Raw genomic sequence first — 20,158 nt, 5'->3', positions numbered from 1 at the left:
TTTACCTTAGGCTTCCTTCAGATTCCTCCTCACGAAGGACACCCTTGCCATCGGTTAACGCTTCCCACTATCAAGGCGCGTTCGGGACTTACACCCTAGAGTTTGCGCCCGTGCCGGGCGCACCACAGACAGCGGCCAGTTACAACTGGCCGCTTCTTTTCTATAAGATTATGACAATAGTAAGGCACAGCCTCAGAGGTATAATACCCAGGAAATTCGTAATTACAGGTATATAAACAATGAGTGCACCGGATTCATTGTCGTCGTAAAGAAAAACATCGTCAGACACTGTACTGATCTCAAAAGAATAATCCATCAATGCCCATGCTTTTCTCTCTCTTCTGCCTTCTTTAGCTGAACCTGAATCAGCGCCGGACGATTCAGACAAAATATCTGCAATTAAACTATCTTCTCGTTTCGTGGCTTTTTTCATAGACTATAACAATGAGTTACTTCTGAATATTTCTAATAAGGAAAACAGGAATAACACAGCCATTCAATATCCTTTTAAATGCTGTTTGTTATTCACTGCTTTCCATTGCGAACTACGGCATTACAACACTCTTCGTCTCCACTGTATAAGCTGAAAATAATCCTAATGCTCCATTGGATATATTATTCGGAGGATTGTTCGGCGTGGTACCTCCTCCAGGGCCACTGTCAGATATTAAAGCCAATGTCCTGTAATACAATGCTACATTTTTGTCAATGCATTGCATTTGTAAAGTGACCGAATCTCCCGGTTTGAACTCAATATCGTCATCATTTATTTCCAGTCTGACAGAATTGGCAACGCCATTTCTTACTTCATCATTTTGTATCAGGTGCTGATTGATCAGTTTATTGTTCAACCATAATACAAACCGGTAATTGTTGCCTTTTGTCAAAGGGTCAGGATAAACCGGGATTATACTGTATTCTGTTTCACCGGTTACAATATGTGTCTCCACCCTGATAGAATCAAAGGGTACTCTTTTGGGCATGGTACTCTGTGCTGAGTATGTTTGGTTTCCTGCCTGTACAGTCAGTGTGTAAGTCCTGCCTTCAACGCCAGCTAATGCATTGGTATGATACGTTCCATTCCCTCCTGCTGTAAGAACTTCACTATTTCCCGCGTCATCGCTGATGGTAACAACGGCATCATCAATTACCGGGTAACTTCCGGTATCCTTCAAAGGAATTGACTTCGTAATCTTCACATAATATGGTCCAGCCCCGTTGGTAATGTTACCCTGTATGATGATACGGGATTGATTGCTTTTATAATCTAAATCAATTGTCTTTTCGCAACCCGTAAAAAGCAAGCCTATAAATAATATGCTAACAATATTTTTCATTTTCATTCTTTCTAAAAACTTTACAGAATATCAGTCTGAGCTGAGATGACAACTAAAATTTGAAATTATAGGTTACACTGGGTACCCATTGAAAGAGTGAGGTTTGTACTGCATCTATTTTCTGTGGGTTGGTTTTATTCTCTTTAAATGTAATGGCAAACGGGTTACGGCGACCATATACATTATACAACCCGAAGCTCCAGGAGCCTTGCCACCTTTTCCTCGCAGGCCTTTCATAAGTAGCGCTAATATCCAGTCTGTGTGTAGCAGGCATCCTGTCTGCATTACGCGTCCCATATTGATAAATAACCATATCGTTCAAAACATACTTCCCTGTGGGGAATGTTACCGCGTTCCCTGTGTTATAAATGAATGTGCCGGATAAAGTCCATCGTTCAGAAAGCGTATAAATACCAACAATTGATAAGTCATGCGTACGGTCCTGCTTTGCATCATACCATTGATTACTGTTGATACCGTTTATTTGTCTTTCTGTTTTGGAGAGGGTATACCCGATCCACCCGGTCAATATTCCTTTCTTCTTCCTCAATAAAACCTCTATTCCATAAGCGCGGCCTTTACCAAATAGCAGCTCGCTTTCAATATCCGGAACTGTGTTGATATCGGCACCATCCCTGTAATCTATCTGATTCGCCATTGTTTTGTAGTAGGCCTCCGTATTCAGTTCAAACGCATTGTTGTTAAGGCTTTTACTAAATCCAACGCTGAACTGGTCAGCTATCTCCGGTTTAATGTTGTAGCTATTTCCTATCCAGGCATCCGTAGGGCTGCCTCCGGTTGAGTTACTCATCAGGTGGAGGCTTTGAGTGTTACGTGCATAACCAACCTTTATAGTTGCAGAACTATTGAGCCTGTAGCTTGCAGAAATTCTTGGCTCAAGATTGTAATAGTTCTTACCAAACTTTCCATCTGCTAATTTTATTGAGTCGACAAGTTTATTCCCCTTGTATATATTATAGAGACCACCTCCCAAAACATTGTAGATAGAAAACCGCAATCCATAGTCGATGTTAAGTACGTCGGAAACCTTCCAGGAATTGCTTACATAGACTGCGCTCTCTAATCCCTTACGGCTCTTTTTATTATTTACAATATCCGTCCCTTCAGCTTTTGTAGGAGTGATGGTATGGTGAATAATATTAAATCCCATACGCACCGTATTATTGGCATTCGCATACCAGGTAAAATCCTGCTTCAGGTTCAGGTCCCTGATATGGGAATTAAAATTCATCGCGCTGGTATTAGTTTTAAACCCAACGTTGAAATCATAGTTGCTATAAATGAGGGAGGTATTGGAAAATAATTTGCTGTTTAATATACTGTTCCACCTCAGTGTTGCTGTGGCATTGCCCCAGTCGCTTCCGAACAATGTAGAAACGCTGAATACGTCTTTGCCGAAATAACCGGAGAAGTATAACTTGTTCTTACTGTTGATGGCCCAGTTCGCTTTGGCATTCAGATCATAGAAGTATAACTTGACATCTTTCATATCAGAGGAAAGTCTTGCGAAGAGATCGGCATAAGTCCGTCTGCCGGATATCATGAATGACGATCTATCTCTCTGAATAGGACCTTCTATTGTTAACCTGCTACTGATCAGGCCCAGCCCACCGCTTACCTGGTAATCTTTGTTATTTCCTTCCTTCATCTTTACATCCAGCACTGATGAAAGACGGCCTCCATACTGAGCCGGGCTGTTTCCTTTGATAATGGTGGCATCTTTAATGGCATCACTGTTGAAAGAGCTGAAAAAACCTAACAGATGCGATGCGTTATATACGGGCGCTTCATCCAGCAAGATCAGGTTTTGATCAGTAGCGCCACCTCTGACAGAAAAGCCATTGCTTCCTTCGCCATTTGATTTTACTCCAGGCAATAGCTGGATGGTCTTCACTAAGTCTTTTTCACCAAATACCACCGGAATCTTCGCTGCCTCTTTCATATTCAGTACTTCAGTGCCCATTGAAGCTTTAGTAAGATTATCATTATCTTTCTTAGAGCTTATTACCACTTCCCGCAAACTACTTTCATCAACCAGGCTAATACTTACTGTAACATTTGATTCCAATTTCACGGGAACCAGTTCCTGCTTGTATCCAACATAAGAAAACCGTAAGGTATAGTTGCCTTCAGGAAGTGAAACAGAATAAAAACCGTATTCATTGGTAATTACACCAATTGTGGGTTTTTCCACTACCATTACAGTTACTCCAATGAGTGTCTCGCCTGAGGATTTTTGTTTCACCGTTCCGCTTACGGTATATTTTGTTTGCGCCAGCAAAAGTGTTGTGCTGAGTAAAAGAAGTAGGCTTGTTACAATTAGTTTCTTGTACATGAGAATGAATTGGCATGTTTGTTTGTCTATTCAGGTTTGTATCCGGCAATCATTTTTATGATTACGATACAAATGTGAAATCAAAAACAGCCTTACAAAAATTTTTGAGAAGAAGTGGAAGATTTGTGCGAAGAATGCAGCGCTTTTAAGAAGAATAGCGGTTAAAAAAATCTTCAGCGTAAGTTCGTCCAACAGGGAACTCTTTGTCACCAATAAAAATAGTAGTTCCCCTCACCGCTTCAATTCTGCTGAATGGCAATATGAAACTGCGATGCACACGAATAAAATCAGCAGATTGCAGTTTTTCCATCATGTCTTTCATGGACATCCGCGCTACAATAGTTTTACGGTCCTTTATATAAATTTTGAGATAATCGGCTAATCCTTCAATGTACAGAATATCACCTAAAGGAATTTTGACCAAACTGAAATCGGCACGGATAAATATGTTTTTCTCTGTATCGGCATCTTTCTTATTAATGTAGTCGAAATACTCCTGTGCTTTGTTAATGGCCTGGGTAAAGCGTTTTTGATTGATGGGTTTGAGTAAGTAATCAACGGCATTAAGCTCATAACTAACAACTGCATATTCACTGAATGCAGTAGTAAAGATCACCATTGTGTTCTTCTGCAATGACTTTACTAAATTAATTCCGGTCATGGCAGGCATTTGTATATCGCAAAAAATCAGGTCAACCGGGAATTTTCGCAGATGTTTCAGCGCCTCGGTGGGTTGGGTAAAAGTTTTTTGCAGATTGATGCTTTCGCTTCTATCGCATAGCGATCTGATCACTGTAAGTGCTAACGGTTCATCGTCTATGGCAATAGCATTTATCATTGTAAGTTAATATACAAAGAAACAAAAAATTCCTTTTCGGTATCATTGATAACCAACAGATGTTTGGAAGGATAAATTAAATTCAGGCGATGCCTTGTATTTTCAATTCCCAACCCGCTTCTTTCAGAAATATCCCGTTGAATATCTACTTTATTATTTACCACACTTAGCTGCAACTCAGTCCTGTCTATTGTTATCTCAATTCTTATCCGGCTTTTCTGTTCAGAGTTCACCCCATGTTTAAAAGCGTTTTCAATAAAAGGAACTAGCAGCATCGGGGCAATCCGCAATGCCGGGGTATCTTCCAAAAGATGGTATTCCAGTTTCACACTCCTATCCAGTCGCAATTTCTGCAATTCAATAAAATTGCTTATATAATTAATTTCATCTTCCAGTAAAACAAAATCCTGTTGTGTGTCTTTCATCGTGTAGCGCATCATCTCTGAAAGCTTATCAACCATATCGGCAGTTTTAGGAGAAGAGTCAATGGCTGTAGCGTAAATATTGTTTAAAGTATTAAACAGGAAGTGCGGGTTAATTTGTGATTTAAGCGAAGCAATCTGCGCTGATAGTTTTTCGCTTTCAGTTTGCTTTAACCTGTTATAAGCTGTCCACAAAATAGATGAAACAATGGCTAAGAGCCACAATAATAGGGCGTTCACTATGATAACGGGAAAGATCTTCTCAATAGCCGGATTTGTTTCGGGTAATATTCCGGGGCTGAAATTGGAAAAGAAAAATATGCCACCGGAAAGTAAAAATACTGTTACTATTGCCAGCAATAGAAATGAAAAATAGAGCCAGTATTTCTTTGCAAGCAGGTATTTAGGGATCAGAAAGAAATAGTTGAAGTAAAAAACCACTATCAATACAGCGCTTAAAGCAAGGCAGAGTAAAAGATACTGGCTATCAGACGAAGGGTCTAACGTATTGAAAACCTGGTCTGTTGAAACGTAAGGAATAACCAGCAACAATACCCAAACCAAGGCATGCGTGGCAATAGTGAAACGCTTGACTTTCATAACTACTTTGAAAATAATGCCAAAGCAAAGGTATGTTTCCTTCTCATCAAAAAATATGAGAAGAAGGAGGGTTATTTGTGGAAATATGAATAAACCAGCAGAAAAGGCAGATGGCAACAGCCATGTTATTTCATTCCATATGGAGTGCAGCTAATATAACGTCAAAAAACTTCTTTTGTTGTTGCCATTCCTTCACATCTCCGTTTATGACGATCGATCTTCTTCTTTGTGTTGCTGAAATAATGGTTCCTACAACCCCTCCAATTACAACGCCACTAAGCGCACCCGCGGCAATATCCTCACCAACGGAAGTTTCATATATAAAATAACCGCTGGCCTCGTCATGATCTTCATGGGCTATTAATCCTAAGAGCGCTCCCGACAAACTGCCTATAATAGCTCCTGTTAGGATTGGATGGACAAAGGCTCTTTTTGTTTTGATAATACCGATATCTTTCACAGGAATTTCAAGCCGTTCGTTGCCATGCAGGAGTATGACAGAGGTATCTGTAGTAGCAATGACAGCACCTTTGGTAGTCCTATGGCCCTGCAGATCAAATACTCTTATAAAGAGTTTCTTAGCCTCCAGGGAGCCTACGCAGGTGAACAGCATAAGCAGAAGCAAGCAATAGTTCTTCTTCATAACCAGTATTTATATGTTATATATACCGATAATTTCTACAAAAACATTGTTCTGGTCCTGGGCTTTAATAAGATGTGAATGGTCAATTCAGGGGAGTTCATTCCGGGAAAAAAGCTGTATTGAAGGTACAGCTTTTCCTTTATCTGTAAACATTTAGTTTCAGTTAACCATTTACAAATGGATAGCTAGTTGAATATCTTCTTCGTTGTTCCCATTTCCGAGAACGATCCCTGTTGGAAATTTTCGTGCCGGAACACTTGTAGGAAACCAGTTCCTGTCTGTCTCTGCAATAATCAATAACCCATTGTCGTCTCCCAGCGCTGCAAATTTTTCCTGCGGCTGTTGTTTAGAGAAAATATTTAAGCCATGGTCTTTAATGGCACAGTCCATAAAAAGAGGTACATTGTCAACTGCAATGCCTATTTCGCTGATACATTGAATAGAATCAGAGGAAAATGGTGTATCACTTCCATTATCTAAATCATGACGGGCTATTAATTCCAGGATATTCCCGCTGTTATCTGAAAAATATACAGCATTCGCATTCCAATGACTGAAATCGGCTGTTTTACTTTCTGAAGTTACAGAGAGTAATTCAGCCTTTCCTGTCATCCAGATAATCGCTTCCTCCAACTGGTTATGGGGAATATTAAATGCAAAATGATAAACGGGACTTAAAATAGAGTTATCCTGCCTGAAAGTAAGTATAGAAGCACCAGTCTTAAAACTGATGCTGTTATTGGTTTCGTATTGTATGCTGAACTGCAGTGTCCGGGTATAAAATAATTTAGTTTGAATAATATCATTAGTAAGAAGCTCTATCCGTTTTATTCTCATAGCCGTTCATTTTAGTACAAAGGTACAAATGAAACCGCGAGTTTTCAGGGGCGGGCATCTTTCCCCTCTACCAGGAGCTTACGCATATTTTCAAGCAGCTCATCAGATGTATTGGAATTAGTAAAAATGGCATATCCCATCTTCAGATCTTTATACATCTCAAATTTACATTTGAAATCCCCGTTATTACCGCCATGACCAAACGTTTTACCGAAAGGAGTTTCCCTGATCTCAAGGCTCATACCCATGTATGTAGGTACTGTTGGCTTATGAGACCATCCGTCAAAGTTATATTCGGAATGTTTAGAGAGAATAGTTGCATAAGTTTCCGGCTTCAAGCCCTTCTGCTCCAACAGGTACAGCATAAACCTGGTGAAGATCTTCGCTTCTGTATGCATAGAATAAGCCATCCCCGGCTTTTCAGGAAGATCGTTTCTACTTGGCAGTTTATCATAGTGACCATACGCTACCATACGCTGTAAAGAATCGTTCTTTGAAAAGAATGTATGATACAGTCCGATTGGCTCAATCACTTCTTCCTGCAATACCTGTTCTACCTTCTTACCGGTAATTTTCTCTACTACCATCTTCAGGTATTCGAAGCCCTCTCCTGAGTAATTGAATGCCGTGCCAGGGGTAAACTTCAGATTCAGCTTCCCATCTTCATTCATCGACCTCCAGTTGGGGAAACCTGTCCGGTGTGTCAGCACATGTCTTGCTGTCATCAATTTATATCGTTCATCGTATTCAATATCCTTATAAGGAAGATATTCATACAGTGGTCTGTCAAGGTCGATGACACCGCGCTCTGCCAGCCGCTCAACAGCAAAGGCGAATACTGGCTTAGTAATGGAAGCTGCTTCAAACAATGTATTGTCATCTACTTTCTGGCCTGTCATTGTGTTGGTAACACCATATGTTTTATGATAGACCAGTTTCCCATCCTTTATCAAAGCAAGCGAAACACCAGGTATCCCATAATATTGACGATAAGTTTCAATAAAGTGGTCTACCTGTTCAGCACTGGAAGTTGTAAAGTCTGATAGCAGTATCCCTTTATCGGGAATCAGATCAGGCACTGGTGCAGATGAAATAACGAGATCATGCGCCACTACTTTTTGCCCGGTTTTGGCAACAACGGTAGCAGGCGCGGTTTGATCGGTAGCATACAGTTTTTCTTCAGATTGGAAATAAGTATCGGGCAGCGAAATCTCATACTTCCCTGGAGGAACTTCCACGGTGTAATTTCCCAGGCTATCTACTCCGGCTGTTACCCAGAGCTTTGAGTTTTCTACGGCTTTTAAACGAACCGCACCTGGTAACTTCGCGGTCTTTGGCTCACTCCAGCTTACTTTCCCTGCAACAGTAGCCAATTTAGCACCTGCAGGCAGAAAGATAATATCGCCAAGACTGTTGGGGTTCATATATTTGGATCCTCCCTTTCCCCAGGCAGACCAGGAAAAACTTCCATCATTATCTTTGTCGAATACGTGAAAATCAAACCCGACAGATTTCCCGACAGCCAGTTCATTTCCCAGCTGTATACGCCATTCGTAGAAACGTTTATTACCCTCCCTCTTCATAGCGACCTCCATGATATCCCAGGTAGCGGCGCTGGCAAAGGGATCATAGAATGCATTGTTGGTATTACGCAGTTTTTTGCTGTACATAAATGACGCTACCCCTGAACCGGAAAGCAAATGACGAGCGTCAATGCTTAATTCGAGCCCATCCTGGGTGTTCCAGCGTACATTTGCAGAGGTATCCTCGAAAAAATCGTCATCTGTAATGGTAAACGCCAGGTATAGTGATTGGTTGCCGAGGCTATAACCCAGCTGAAAAAAACCTGAGAAATCGGTTTCATTCTTTGGCTTTGTATCCGACAGATTCATGGCTATCATATACTTCACAGCATTTTTCGGCCAATCGGAAAAATCACCATCAACAGTGATCTTCCCAAGCGGATAAGCATAAGCTATACTTCCATTGTGGGCGAATAAACGTGTACTGGAGAGGAGGCATAATACAGATATGCAAATTGCTTTAACAGAAGATGATACCGGCATAATTAACAATTTATAAGGGTGTCGTCAAACAAATTAAAGACGCCTCCGGTATAAAAAAGTTGCATGAATGTCCGGTCACTCAGAAACGGATAAGCAAATTCTGCCATAAGCTCTTTCATCCAATACTTTAATAACTCATTTCAACTTAAAATCACCCAATCCTGTTAAATCCTGCATAATTCTACTGCCCGCGTTATCTAAAATGGCTTAGGCCTCAATCCCTGAGCGGCAAGTGTGGCTATTTCTGTAATTCTTTTTTGCCTGGTTTCCGGTCGTTTGGCCAGAACAAGCCATTGCAGGATACTTTTCCTGACAGACTTACTTAAACTTACAAAGAAGCCTTTTGAACCCGGGAGAAGATCAAATTCCTTCTCCAGGTCTCCAGGTATTTTTAACTCTTCTACTTCGTCTAAAATTGACCAGGAACCATTCCGTTTTGCAGCTTCAATACTTTCGTAACCTGCCCGCGTCATAAGTCCTTCGTCTATCAATCGCTGTACTTTTCCTTTGTTGATCTTCGACCAGACGCTTGTAGTTTTTCTACGTGTGAAAAACTGCATGAATTTTTCATCGTCAATTGGCCTCGATGTGCTATCTATCCACCCGAAGCAAAGCGCTTCATCTATCGCATCGCTCCGGGTTATAGAAGGGACATTCGTTTTCTTTTTGTAATAAATCAGCCAGATGGATCGCTTTTTGTTATGGTTCTCCTGTAACCATCTTCTCCATTGCAACTGGTCTGCCGGGCAAAAAGTCTCGATATCTTTCATCATTTCATTGTAACAAGGATAATGCTTACAATCAATATCCCCACTAAATGATAGGTACCACTAATAATTCCATAGAGGATTGGCCGGGGAATATTCGGATTGATCGCAATATTAACTGTGTTGGCAAACAGGTAGCCGACACCGACAAGCAGGGAGAATTTCCACGCCTCACTAAACGATGATATATCCAGTGCATAGATCAGCAACGCGCTTGCAATTGTAATTACCAGTGAGCAGAGTGCCGGCCCAACTATGAAAATAGGTTTGTTTGGTAAAGTTTCGTTTTCACGACCCAGAGAGATCCTGTACTGTTTACTGAAGAATAAAGTGAACCATAAAGCGCCGAGTAAAAAATACGCAGCAAATGCTACTAAAACACTCACCCAGTTTAAACCTGCTAATTGACTGATCATAAAAATTAATTTTTTAAAGTTTACGATGCAAAGCTAAACCGGTTGGATGACAGCCTTATGTCAGGGGTAGAAAAGAAATTAGTAATACCGGTCAAAATACTCCTGCAGGGTCATTTTATGAGGAGTGAATTTCTCAGTAAGAACGTGTAGTTTTTTAATCCTGTCAAGCCTGAAATACCGGAATTCCTTACGCAGACGGCACCACGCTACCAACAGCCAGCCTTCCTGTGTACTTAATAAAGCAAAGGGTTCTATCAACCTTGTAGTTACTTCCTTTGCCTCGTTGGCATATTCAATTCGGGTCAGGTTAAAATTTGTAAGTGCAGATTGTAATTCCGATAGGTTATCGCTGCTTCTTTTGCTGTTGAGATTCTGGTCATACCGGGTCCTTTCTGCCAGCAGGTTAGCTTTATCTTTTACGCTATGACCTAATACAGCTTTTATTTTATCGATAGCCTCTGAATAATCCCTGACAAAAGAAGCATCTTTGTTCTTCAAAACCAATTGTTCTGCAAGGATCAAAGCGTTGGCCTGCCTTTCAGTGAACATCACGGGGGGAATCCTGTATCCTTCCATTAAAGTATACCCTTTCCCTTCCTCTGTCAAAATTGGAACGCCTGCCTGCTCCAATGCCTTTATATCCCTGTAAATTGTTCTGATACTGACCGAAAATCTGCTGGCTAACTCTGTTGATGTTAAAAGCCGTTTTGTCTGCAATTGAGTGAGGATTGCAGTCAACCGGGAAAGTCGTTTGGTATCAGTATCGTTCATTTTTTCTCTCAAAAATAAATGCTGAAAGCAACAAAACCTGCATTAATTGCAGGTTTTGTTGCTTTTATCTGTTTATAAGCTCTATATCTGTTTACTTTGTTTGAACTTGTGATCTTTATATTCGGCCAGCCTTCTGTCAATCAATGACTTTATTTTTTTATAGTTGTCTTCGTTATAAGCGACTTCATTCAGCAGTTTTTTTGCAACTTCTCCGTAGTCGTTCTGCTTTAGCTCAGGAGTTTCTAAAAATGTGTAAGCAGCATCCCTGGAATAAAGTATGTCGTTTCCACTTAAATTCCTGTTATAAGCATAAACGAACCGGCCTTCAGCAGAGAAATCGCTCTCTAAAACATAGCCTCTGTTAAGAGCACGTACCCATTCTGTAACAGGCAACTTCCTTTCTTTCACTTCTGTTGCTGTTGCTGATGGTTACCAGGTCTCTTTCAATAGCCCATTGCAGGAACATTAAGTCAGCGGTTCTATCAAAATTATGCTGTGATATAAATTTTTCAAATTTCTCATTGCCCCACTCACTGTATAAATAGAGGGCAGGCTTCTGAAATTTTAACCCAAGAGAAAAATGATTGATAACCTGATCGTCAGTATATTCAAGTCCCCAGACATGACTTCTTTCATTATCCAAAATGGTTTCCCATCTATAAAAGCTTTCACTGCCATCATCATTCAACGATATCGGAGAGATATCACTGCTCTTTATGCCTGGTTCTCCCAGCTTCTCTTTCAGCGATTCAAAATTATAGCTGAAATCCAGACCCAAGGGAAACTCCGTCTTTGATTTATTGTTATACCATCTTACGCTACTCAGTACCGGCACGAACATCCCCTTTTTATCACCTTGTATCAGGGGATAACTGGGAACATAAGTTTGTACTTGAAAAAACAGATCAACTCCCTGTTTTTTTATTCTCTACCCAATAAGAGGTATCTGTAGAGCGATTGGATATAAAGGGCTTTTTAGGGTATTTGAATCCGTTCTTCTCAAGAAATTCAATAATCCTGCTGTCATCAATCCTTAAATCCTATTAAACTTTTAAGTGTGTTAAACATTGTTCATTTTTTATATAAGGGTAACTGCGTTGCAAAATAGAAAATTTCCGGATATATTACAGGTCAATTAAATATACAAATCCATATGTCTGAGCTTAGCTCCTTATATGTAAGCATTAAAACCAAACAGGAAAACCTTGAACGGTTCTTCCAGGCAAAGCCAGTTACCCCGAAAATTGACCAGAATTGGACGTCGTGGTGGGATAGCCGTGAAATGTACGGCAAGTCACCGTTGACAAAAATCTCCTACTACAATTATGACAAGGAAGAAACGAATCGTGCTGTCTTTGACTCCTTTAAGCTGGACCCATATCCTGCACAAGGAAAAGAAGGCCGGGAGGGATGGGGATTCACTATGATAGTTTTCAGTGAAAATTACGAGGAAATTCTACCTATGCTGGCCTGGTTAAAGAGTATAGCACCTTACCTGGATGCGGAAGATGAGGGCGTTGCTATTATTTATGACTTCTTCTGGAGCTGTAGCAGCGTTATGGCGCATTTAGTGTTTGCCGGCCAACAGGCATCTCTGCGGCCCACTACAGAAACTTCCGAAATTGAGCCAAAGGTAATGGCTGAGGCTAATAAGACGCTACAAAACGCAATGGATGCTATCGACGCTGAATCAGGCTATGCTGATTAATAATCCGCTATCATAAAAAGTAAAAGAGGGTGTCATAAATAAATGAAGACACCCTCTTTTATCTGTTATCAGGCCCTATATCTGTTTACTTTGCCTGAACCCGTGATCTTTATATTCAGTCAGCCTTTTGTCAATTAATGACTTTATTTTTTTATAGTTGTCTTCGTTATAAGATACTTCATTCAGCAATTTTTTTGCGGCTTCTCCGTAGTCGTTCTGCTTTAACTCAGGAGTTTCTAAAAATGTGTAAGCAGCATCCCTGGAATAAAGTATGTCGTTTCCACTTAAATTTGCGGTATAAGCATCAATGAACCGGCCTTCAGCAGAGAAATCGCTCTCTAAAACATAGCCTCTGTTAAGAGCACGTACCCATTCTGTAACAGGCAACTTCCCTTCTTTCACTTCCGTTGCTATTACTGACGGTTTTACCAGATCTCTTTCAATAGCCCATTGCAGGAACATTAAGTCAGCGGTTCTATCAAAATTATGCCGCGACATAAAATTTTCAAAATTCTCATAGCCCCACTCACTATATAAATAGAAGGCAGGCATCTGATATTTTAGTCCAAGGGAAAAGTCTTTGATAACCTGGTTATCAGTATATTCAAGTCCCCAGACATGACTTCTTTCATCATCCAAAATGATTTCCCATCTATAAAAGCTTTCACTGCCATCATCATTCAACCATATCGGAGAGATATCACTGCTCTTTATGCCTGGTTCTCCCAGCTTCTCTTTCAGCGATTCAAAGTTATAGCTGAAATCAAGGCCAAGGGGAAATTCTGTCTTTGATTTATTGTTATACCATCTTACTCTGCCCAGTACCGGCACGAAGATTCCCTTTTTATCACCCTGTATCAGGGAATAGCCGGGAACATAGGTCTGTGCCTGAAACAGCAGATCAACTCCCAGTTTTTTATTCTCTACCCAATATGAGGTATCTGTAGAGCGATTGGATATAAAGGGCTTTTTAGGGTATTTGAATCCGTTCTTCTCAAGAAATTCAATAATCCTGTTATCGTCAATCCTTAATCCTATTAAACTTGTAAGTATGTTAAACATTGTTCATTTTTTATGTAAGGGTAACTGCGTTGCAAAATAGAAAATTTCCGGATATATTACAGGTCAATTAAATATACAAATCCATATGTTTGCGTTCTCCTTATATGTAAGAATTAAATCCAAAAAGAGAAGCCTGTTTTTAATACTATTTTTTTTGTTTGTTCCTGGCTTGACAACGGGACAGCATCTGACTGCAGCATACTACAAAAGGGATCTTGATACTTTAAGGAAAGCCTTCGAAGCTACCTATCCATCATTGTACAGATTTAATACCAAAGCTTCGATTGACAAAGTTTTTGATAGTTGCTCCAATGCTATTAATAATGGTACAACTGATTATGACTTCTACAGGACCGTTAAGCTAATTCTAAGCGCTGTCCGGGATGGTCATTTGGGCTGTTCCCCTTCAGATACTTTTAAGAAAAAAATTGAAGATTCAGATAAATATTTTCCCTTTTCTCTTATTTTCCTGGATAACAAGGCCTTTGTGGATTGTGGCAATAAGAATGCTCTTCCTACAGGAACAGAAATATTATCCATTAATAATGAAAATATAAACGACATCCGGAAACATATTTTCAATTACATAGTTTCTGATGGAATAATTGAAACAAAGAAGTATTGGATACTAAGCCATTCTTTCTGGTTTTATTATAACCTGGTCTATGGTCAGCAGACGGTATACCAGGTAAAATACAGAAGCGACAACGGACAGATAGCTACAATTATCGTTGACAGTGAGCTGAGAAAGGATACAAAATGTCAGAGTATAATTCCCGAATGGGAACAAGCGCAAAGTTTAACATATCCCCTCAGCAACACAGCTCTGCTATATATCCCTAACTTCACCGATGATGGCTTTGCCGGTTTTCTTGATTCATCTTTCAGAGATATAAAACAAAAGCCAGTTTTGAACCTTATCATTGATCTCCGAGGTAATGGAGGTGGCAGGGATGTATACGGTTCTTTGCTGTATTCTTATTTAACAGACAAAGCCTTTAAGTATTATGCAAGCCTTGAAAAGCCCACTGTTTTTTTAACCGCAGCAGATCATCCTAATCTGGCTGTTCAGCAACCAAATGCAGATAATTTCAACGGCAATGTTTATATACTGATTGATGGTTTAAGTTTTTCAGTTACAACTGAGTTTTGTGCAATTGCCAAAGATAATAACAGGGCCATTTTTATAGGAGAGGAAACAGGGGGAACTTATTGTGGCAATACATCTGGAGGGACTAAGGAAGTGTTGCTGCCATATTCCGGGATAACTTTATTTATTCCAACTACAAAATACACCATGGCTGTAACTGATGCGAAAAATAAAGACCGGGGAATAATTCCAGATTACCATGTTCTGCCTACAATCAAAGATCTTATACAGAAAAATGATGCTGCGTTGAATTTTGCGCTCAGGCTAGTAAAAGAACCCTGGCAACAAAAAAAGGCCCGCCCATAGCGTATAGCGGGCCAGAGCCTCATAGTTAGAAGACATATGCGGGCGGAGTTATACCCTTGTAGCGTAGGTATGTAGTTGCCTGTCCGCGATGATGCGTGATATGATCTATAGTAGCATAAAACCCGTGTATTGCTTTATCATTTTCCGGTAAAGCTTCAACACTCTTTTTTAAAGACCTGAAGGCATCTGTAAGATAGCGTACCGTAGCCTTCTTACCAGTGGTAACAGCAGGTGGCGTCCACTCTGTTTCCTTCTGCCGGATATAGTTCTCCTCCCACCAGTAGATTCCATATCCAATATGGTGCAGTAATTCGTTGAATGTGAAGACTTCGTCCGTTACTTTAAAAGCATAATGCTCATCCGGCATAGCAGCTGCAACGGCGAGTGTATATTCTTTTGCATTTTCCAGTGTTGCTAACATTTGATCTTTCATAAACATTGATATTTGATGAAACAAATCTAGCTCACTGTATACAGATGGATTTAAGGAAAATTGCTATTTTTTGAACGCGTAGCGGATGGTGCCTGCCCGAACTGTTTTTTGTAAGCAGCAGAGAAATGTTCCAGGCTATTAAAGCCAGCAGAAAAGGCAACGGAAGTAATGGGCAAGCCCATATAGGAAAGCTGTATACTGGCTTCTTTCAACCGTACCTGCAACAGGTACTGATAAGGGCTGTAACCTGTCAGCTGCCGGAACAACCTGTTAAAATGGAACATACTCATATTGCCGGTAGCCGCCAGTTGCGGCAAACTGATATCCTCCATAAAGTTTTCATTGATATAATGCTTCACTGTTTCAATCAGCGGGAGATAGTTCTTCTTCTGCCGGGCTTTGAGCGCCGGCATATTTTTCATTTCGGATGATAATACCAGTGCAAACAGATCTGTCATCAGCTGCTCAATCCACAACCTGGGGTAATGCTGCTTTTGTAACGCTGTGAAAATTGTATAATGCAGATATTCCATTTCGGGGCTGGCTTTCACTAATACAGATTGTATATCGGGGTTATCAAAGAACCATCTGAATTCTGGCGATTGTGCTCGCAACAGCTCCGCATTCTCATCGGAGAAACGGAAGATAGTACACTCGTCCGGCAGCGCATGGGCATGCCCTACCCTATGCTCATACCCTGGTTTACATACCAGGAACTGGCCATTGTAAGCATCCAGGTCATTGCGGAAAACACGGAACTGAAAGTTACCACGGCGGATATAAGCGATCGTAAACTCAGTTGCATGTTCTTTCGCAGATACGGTACAATCATGACAGCGACATAAAAAATTATGCACAGAACAAACCGGGGAATGATAAAGTTGCTGAACATCCGCTTGCATAATGTATGCTTTTGATCCTTTTACAAAGGTACGAAAGGGAGTGACAACCCGATGTCAGCTGCATGGGGCTAAATCCATACTATTTATAAACCTGTTAACCATTATGCCACAAAGCGCCAAATTGCCGTTCCACTGCATAAGCATCCATCTCCCTGGGATGAGTATAGTACTTGACCTCATACTCGAAGAATTTGATAATATCATCAATTTCCGGTGCCTCTCCAAGTCTAAGCTCAGAGGCAAAATAGTAATCGTTTAATTTGTCGTGCGCTTCATCTATTCCTCTTCCATATGTGAAAGTCTTACCACGCTTTACTGTATCTTCCAGCTGTGCTGTTTTTGGGGCAGGAGGCCTGATAGTTGCCAGTTTTTTTGCAATACTACTATTCGACGTTACACTCTTCTGCCTAACATGTTTAGGCTGTGCACGATAACCCTTTCTGGTTGGTCCGCTGCTGCTTAAGTATATTTCCATCCATGCCTGTTCAACATGCCTGGTTTCATGGGCAATGGTAGAAGCCAGTTGAAAAACAGCCTCATCTATACCGTCCTCTTCATCATTGTATGAAAGGGCTATTGTCCACTTATCCCGGCTGAACAGACCTGCTACTTCTGAATCGTCTTCCTGGATAATCAATTCCGGATAAGCTCCCAAAACATTGAGCTCTGGTAAAAGTGTCTTCTGACTGACATCGAATAGCGTTTGAATAATTCTTTTTGGAGAAAGAGTTCCAATCCCTTTAATGATTGTTAACCTGGACTTTACTTCAGCTATAAAACCGGATAACCGCCCAGGAATAAGCCCATCCAGTTCTGATTGTGTAATACTCTGTACCGATGACGATTCCTTACTTTCTTTTCCATCCCCGGAAGGCCCGCTGGAAGAACCCTCAGATAAAGTTCCTGTACCTTCCCGTGCTGTTTTCTTCGCTTGTATCGCCTGTATACATAACGTCAGCATCCTGTTGACCTTAGGCAAATCATCCTCTTCAATTTGCGGATTAAGGTTTCTGATATTTTTGGAGATATCCAAAAGTCTGTACGGCTCATTTTTCATGAAAGCATTAAAGATCTTCAATGCCTCACCATATGCACTAAGTGGTTTGCTAAAGCCAGCCAGTTGAATTGGCATTGCTTTTTTCAACTGTGTAACAGCCTTCTCCCAATTATGCTTTTGCTGTATAACATGCCAGGCTTTGTCTGCTCCCGGAGCAACAGGGCTTAAATTCTCTGAAAACCCTGAACTGCCAGATCTTAACTGAAAAGGCTTAATATCAGGTGACCAAGTGGCTTGATTTTGAATCTGTCCATCCGCTGTTACTTTTTGAATAGGTACAACTGTAGGCTTCGCTATTCCTGAAGTGCTGACGCTATTGGTTATTGCACGACTGACAGTCCGGTTGCGGTGAGTCAAATTACGTTCATTCATCATAAACCTATAAGGGATATGCCTTAATATAGATAATAATCCGGAAGAGTTTTTTTCCAAACTAGCTATAACAGATTTATTAAACCCTTATATTCTACTTATAATAAACTTTTAAAGTAGGATGCAGCTCCAGGTTCTTATGATTACTGCTGGCAAACATAAGCGCACGGTAATAATCTTCGTTTTGCAACCTGATCATAAAGCCATTATTATTAGCTGGCTGCTTCACCATATTACTTACCATAGCAGTAACATCAACAACATAGTCCTGCGTTTCCGAGGTACTTGCTGGTAATACTACCTGGCTTTCAGATATAACAGCGGGCTGATTACTCCATGTTACAGAATCGGCAGACCATGAAGAAGATACCTGCATCAGGTAACCGGCGTTCGCCCCTGAAAGCTGGGAATGCTGCGGATTATTTCCCTGATCTGTAACATGATATAAATACAGCTCTGCTTTAGTCACTTTTGCCCTTACAGGTATGGAAGACAGATCAAACCGTATGAGCCCTCTGCAATTGCCGGGAGTGCCACTGAATGTCCAGGCCATTACGGCAATTTTAGTGTCCCAGTTAAAGTTCCTGTTGGGATGGTATTCATGCACATAGGTATCCATGCCTTTTTCCGGGCGTTGTACCAATATTTTGTTTTGACGGCAACTAATAATAGCAGAAATGAACAGAAGGCCGGGTATAAGGGATTGTATAGATTTCATTGAGGTATGGGATATTTTTACTAAAGTAGAGATTAATATCTGGATTTACAAAAGCGTAAACCTTATATCCCTAAAATCGGGGATAGCCTGATCTCTTTCTATACTGATCTTAAGGTTTGTTTTTAGACTATAAATGTACAGGGCCTGGTTCAACACCAGGCCCTGTCTTATATTATTTCACTACTGTAGCTTCCAGTTCAACTTTCAATGTTTCAAAAAGGCTTTTTACTTCCATCAGAGTAAGCGCCTGTTTAATACCGTGCTTTGCTATCCAATTCTGAAAGATATCAAAACAAGGCCAAAGCTCTGCTGTTGAAGTTGTGTAAACATTTAACCGTACAATATTTTTGCATTCATACCCTGCTTCACTGATAATCTGCTCAAGGTTTTGCATAGCCAGAATTAACTGCGTCTTCATATCGTCGGTGCTTGATTGTCCATCTGCGTGCACAGCAGCCTGTCCTGAACAATAAAGTGTACCTTTTACCTGTTTTACTTCCACTGCCTGCACATAACTACGGCTATCCTGCCATTGCCAGGGATTGATGATTCTCTTTTCCATTTGTTTGCTTTTTAGTTTGTGTTTCTGCAGGAACAACAGTTAATAAACGTTTGTACGCTGCAAAGATGAGAACAACGCGCAATTCTTTTGTGTGATAAATATCACAATTACGAACGTCCAAGCCGGCTAAGGGTTTCGCGTGAAACACCGAGATAGGAAGCAAGTAAAGCTTTAGGTACTCTCTGGAATAGTGAAGGATATCGTTTAAGAAGCTGTTCGTAGCGCTCTTTTGCATTAGCCGTTATGAAAGACAATATTCTTTGCTGCGATCCAATATGGCCGCCAATTGCTTTTTCAAGAAAAAAATGTTCCATCTTCTGAAGTCCTGAACATAATTTCCGGTAATCTTCAAATGAAAGGCAGAACACCTCCGTATCTTCAAGACATTGCAGGGACATAGAGGCCTTAGTCTGGGTATAATAAGCCTGAAAATCACTTTCCCACCAGTCTTCCATAGCAAAGGAAACAATATGCTCCCTTCCGGACGTATCATTATATACCAGCTTCAAAAGTCCGGAAACAACAAAATAGGCATATTTAACGCTCTCCCCTTCGCGGATAAGGGACTCACGCTTTTTATAACTTTTAGCAGTGAAATGAGAGAGCACGAATGTGAACTCATCGTCAGTCAGTGGTACTATCTTTTCTATATGTTCTCTTAGTATTGCCTGCATCAGGTCAGAAGATATCCACAAACATACCATATTTGAAGCCGTCTCAATAATAAATTGAGACGGTTTTTTCTTTTGTATAGCGCTATATACGTGGTCATATATGTGGAGCCTTAATTTTATTCAGTAAAAATATATGACGGGCTTAGGGAGATGGGAACAAG

General features: G+C 40.6%; 22 protein-coding genes. 2 read left to right on the top strand and 20 right to left on the bottom strand.

Features of this window, described 5'->3' with window-relative positions; genetic code table 11:
- Positions 1–160: 160 nt before the first annotated feature.
- From GO493_RS30555 to GO493_RS30495, 13 genes are all read right to left on the bottom strand, one after another.
- On the bottom strand, positions 161–433 hold the full coding sequence (locus GO493_RS30555; RefSeq protein WP_157310041.1) for a hypothetical protein: 273 nt from the start codon (positions 431–433) through the stop codon (positions 161–163).
- Positions 434–545: 112 nt separating this feature from the next.
- Entirely contained in the window at positions 546–1,337 is a 792-nt protein-coding gene (locus GO493_RS30550; RefSeq protein WP_157310040.1) for a DUF4249 family protein, read from the bottom strand.
- 52 nt (positions 1,338–1,389) lie between these two features.
- Entirely contained in the window at positions 1,390–3,693 is a 2,304-nt protein-coding gene (locus GO493_RS30545) for a TonB-dependent receptor (protein WP_157310039.1), read from the bottom strand.
- A gap of 145 nt (positions 3,694–3,838) precedes the next feature.
- Positions 3,839–4,531 carry a LytR/AlgR family response regulator transcription factor gene (locus GO493_RS30540; RefSeq protein ID WP_157310038.1) on the bottom strand — a complete coding sequence of 231 codons (693 nt, stop codon included), beginning with the start codon at positions 4,529–4,531 and terminating at the stop codon, positions 3,839–3,841.
- Entirely contained in the window at positions 4,528–5,313 is a 786-nt protein-coding gene (locus GO493_RS30535) for a sensor histidine kinase (RefSeq protein WP_157310037.1), read from the bottom strand. The genes GO493_RS30540 and GO493_RS30535 overlap by 4 nt, the downstream gene beginning before the upstream one ends.
- A 370-nt stretch (positions 5,314–5,683) precedes the next feature.
- Positions 5,684–6,196, bottom strand: a complete 513-nt coding sequence (locus GO493_RS30530) for a hypothetical protein (RefSeq protein ID WP_157310036.1) — start codon at positions 6,194–6,196, stop codon at positions 5,684–5,686.
- Between the two features lie 171 nt (positions 6,197–6,367).
- On the bottom strand, positions 6,368–7,033 hold the full coding sequence (locus GO493_RS30525) for a VOC family protein (RefSeq protein WP_157310035.1): 666 nt from the start codon (positions 7,031–7,033) through the stop codon (positions 6,368–6,370).
- Between the two features lie 44 nt (positions 7,034–7,077).
- A complete protein-coding gene (locus GO493_RS30520; RefSeq protein WP_157310034.1) occupies positions 7,078–9,099 on the bottom strand; it encodes a serine hydrolase in 2,022 nt (673 codons plus the stop codon).
- A gap of 197 nt (positions 9,100–9,296) precedes the next feature.
- Positions 9,297–9,872, bottom strand: coding sequence for a YdeI/OmpD-associated family protein (locus GO493_RS30515; RefSeq protein WP_157310033.1), 576 nt, complete (start codon positions 9,870–9,872; stop codon positions 9,297–9,299).
- Positions 9,869–10,282: a DUF1761 domain-containing protein gene (locus GO493_RS30510; protein WP_157310032.1), complete on the bottom strand. Its 414-nt coding sequence runs from the start codon at positions 10,280–10,282 to the stop codon at positions 9,869–9,871. Before GO493_RS30510 ends, GO493_RS30515 begins: the two co-directional genes overlap by 4 nt.
- Positions 10,283–10,360: 78 nt before the next feature.
- Positions 10,361–11,053: a helix-turn-helix transcriptional regulator gene (locus tag GO493_RS30505; RefSeq protein ID WP_157310031.1), complete on the bottom strand. Its 693-nt coding sequence runs from the start codon at positions 11,051–11,053 to the stop codon at positions 10,361–10,363.
- 81 nt (positions 11,054–11,134) lie between these two features.
- Entirely contained in the window at positions 11,135–11,461 is a 327-nt protein-coding gene (locus GO493_RS30500) for a hypothetical protein (RefSeq protein ID WP_157310030.1), read from the bottom strand.
- A complete protein-coding gene (locus GO493_RS30495) occupies positions 11,415–11,888 on the bottom strand; it encodes a hypothetical protein (protein WP_157310029.1) in 474 nt (157 codons plus the stop codon). Before GO493_RS30495 ends, GO493_RS30500 begins: the two co-directional genes overlap by 47 nt.
- Positions 11,889–12,206: 318 nt before the next feature.
- Between GO493_RS30495 and GO493_RS30490 the strand changes: the two genes are divergently transcribed.
- On the top strand, positions 12,207–12,761 hold the full coding sequence (locus GO493_RS30490) for a hypothetical protein (RefSeq protein ID WP_157310028.1): 555 nt from the start codon (positions 12,207–12,209) through the stop codon (positions 12,759–12,761).
- Between the two features lie 75 nt (positions 12,762–12,836).
- On the opposite strand, the gene GO493_RS30485 is transcribed toward GO493_RS30490, so the two are convergent.
- Positions 12,837–13,823 carry a hypothetical protein gene (locus GO493_RS30485; protein ID WP_157310027.1) on the bottom strand — a complete coding sequence of 329 codons (987 nt, stop codon included), beginning with the start codon at positions 13,821–13,823 and terminating at the stop codon, positions 12,837–12,839.
- A gap of 85 nt (positions 13,824–13,908) precedes the next feature.
- Between GO493_RS30485 and GO493_RS30480 the strand changes: the two genes are divergently transcribed.
- Positions 13,909–15,279, top strand: a complete 1,371-nt coding sequence (locus GO493_RS30480; protein WP_157310026.1) for a S41 family peptidase — start codon at positions 13,909–13,911, stop codon at positions 15,277–15,279.
- 25 nt (positions 15,280–15,304) lie between these two features.
- Here the strand turns inward: GO493_RS30480 and GO493_RS30475 are convergent, their stop codons facing one another.
- The 6 genes from GO493_RS30475 to GO493_RS30450 all read right to left on the bottom strand — a co-directional run bounded on the left by GO493_RS30475 (position 15,305) and on the right by GO493_RS30450 (position 20,018).
- Complete coding sequence (locus tag GO493_RS30475; protein WP_157310025.1) at positions 15,305–15,712, bottom strand: DinB family protein; 408 nt, start codon at positions 15,710–15,712, stop codon at positions 15,305–15,307.
- 50 nt (positions 15,713–15,762) lie between these two features.
- Positions 15,763–16,614 carry an AraC family transcriptional regulator gene (locus GO493_RS30470; protein ID WP_157310024.1) on the bottom strand — a complete coding sequence of 284 codons (852 nt, stop codon included), beginning with the start codon at positions 16,612–16,614 and terminating at the stop codon, positions 15,763–15,765.
- 94 nt (positions 16,615–16,708) lie between these two features.
- Complete coding sequence (locus tag GO493_RS30465; RefSeq protein ID WP_157310023.1) at positions 16,709–18,103, bottom strand: hypothetical protein; 1,395 nt, start codon at positions 18,101–18,103, stop codon at positions 16,709–16,711.
- Between the two features lie 34 nt (positions 18,104–18,137).
- Positions 18,138–18,761, bottom strand: coding sequence for a DNRLRE domain-containing protein (locus GO493_RS30460; protein WP_157310022.1), 624 nt, complete (start codon positions 18,759–18,761; stop codon positions 18,138–18,140).
- Positions 18,762–18,933: 172 nt separating this feature from the next.
- Complete coding sequence (locus tag GO493_RS30455) at positions 18,934–19,323, bottom strand: RidA family protein (RefSeq protein ID WP_157310021.1); 390 nt, start codon at positions 19,321–19,323, stop codon at positions 18,934–18,936.
- Between the two features lie 107 nt (positions 19,324–19,430).
- The gene (locus GO493_RS30450; RefSeq protein WP_232539168.1) at positions 19,431–20,018 is read right to left on the bottom strand and encodes a Crp/Fnr family transcriptional regulator; all 588 of its coding nucleotides are present in this window, start codon (positions 20,016–20,018) and stop codon (positions 19,431–19,433) included.
- Between the last annotated feature and the right edge of the window lie 140 nt (positions 20,019–20,158).

The organism is Chitinophaga tropicalis (genome assembly GCF_009758205.1).
Classification (GTDB): domain Bacteria; phylum Bacteroidota; class Bacteroidia; order Chitinophagales; family Chitinophagaceae; genus Chitinophaga; species Chitinophaga tropicalis.
This window is presented reverse-complemented; position numbering and strand designations above follow the sequence as displayed.

What these genes read in the sequence shown, in the direction of transcription:
- GO493_RS30455 (WP_157310021.1), bottom strand. Translation starts at nt 19,323, where the DNA reads ATGGAAAAGAGAATCATCAATCCCTGGCAATGGCAGGATAGCCGTAGT.
- GO493_RS30515 (WP_157310033.1), bottom strand. Translation starts at nt 9,872, where the DNA reads ATGATGAAAGATATCGAGACTTTTTGCCCGGCAGACCAGTTGCAATGG.
- GO493_RS30480 (WP_157310026.1), top strand. Translation starts at nt 13,909, where the DNA reads ATGTTTGCGTTCTCCTTATATGTAAGAATTAAATCCAAAAAGAGAAGC.
- GO493_RS30520 (WP_157310034.1), bottom strand. Translation starts at nt 9,099, where the DNA reads ATGCCGGTATCATCTTCTGTTAAAGCAATTTGCATATCTGTATTATGC.
- GO493_RS30550 (WP_157310040.1), bottom strand. Translation starts at nt 1,337, where the DNA reads ATGAAAAATATTGTTAGCATATTATTTATAGGCTTGCTTTTTACGGGT.
- GO493_RS30555 (WP_157310041.1), bottom strand. Translation starts at nt 433, where the DNA reads ATGAAAAAAGCCACGAAACGAGAAGATAGTTTAATTGCAGATATTTTG.
- GO493_RS30490 (WP_157310028.1), top strand. Translation starts at nt 12,207, where the DNA reads ATGTCTGAGCTTAGCTCCTTATATGTAAGCATTAAAACCAAACAGGAA.
- GO493_RS30510 (WP_157310032.1), bottom strand. Translation starts at nt 10,282, where the DNA reads ATGATCAGTCAATTAGCAGGTTTAAACTGGGTGAGTGTTTTAGTAGCA.
- GO493_RS30485 (WP_157310027.1), bottom strand. Translation starts at nt 13,823, where the DNA reads ATGTTTAACATACTTACAAGTTTAATAGGATTAAGGATTGACGATAAC.
- GO493_RS30545 (WP_157310039.1), bottom strand. Translation starts at nt 3,693, where the DNA reads ATGTACAAGAAACTAATTGTAACAAGCCTACTTCTTTTACTCAGCACA.
- GO493_RS30530 (WP_157310036.1), bottom strand. Translation starts at nt 6,196, where the DNA reads ATGAAGAAGAACTATTGCTTGCTTCTGCTTATGCTGTTCACCTGCGTA.
- GO493_RS30475 (WP_157310025.1), bottom strand. Translation starts at nt 15,712, where the DNA reads ATGAAAGATCAAATGTTAGCAACACTGGAAAATGCAAAAGAATATACA.
- GO493_RS30505 (WP_157310031.1), bottom strand. Translation starts at nt 11,053, where the DNA reads ATGAACGATACTGATACCAAACGACTTTCCCGGTTGACTGCAATCCTC.
- GO493_RS30525 (WP_157310035.1), bottom strand. Translation starts at nt 7,033, where the DNA reads ATGAGAATAAAACGGATAGAGCTTCTTACTAATGATATTATTCAAACT.
- GO493_RS30540 (WP_157310038.1), bottom strand. Translation starts at nt 4,531, where the DNA reads ATGATAAATGCTATTGCCATAGACGATGAACCGTTAGCACTTACAGTG.
- GO493_RS30470 (WP_157310024.1), bottom strand. Translation starts at nt 16,614, where the DNA reads ATGCAAGCGGATGTTCAGCAACTTTATCATTCCCCGGTTTGTTCTGTG.
- GO493_RS30460 (WP_157310022.1), bottom strand. Translation starts at nt 18,761, where the DNA reads ATGAAATCTATACAATCCCTTATACCCGGCCTTCTGTTCATTTCTGCT.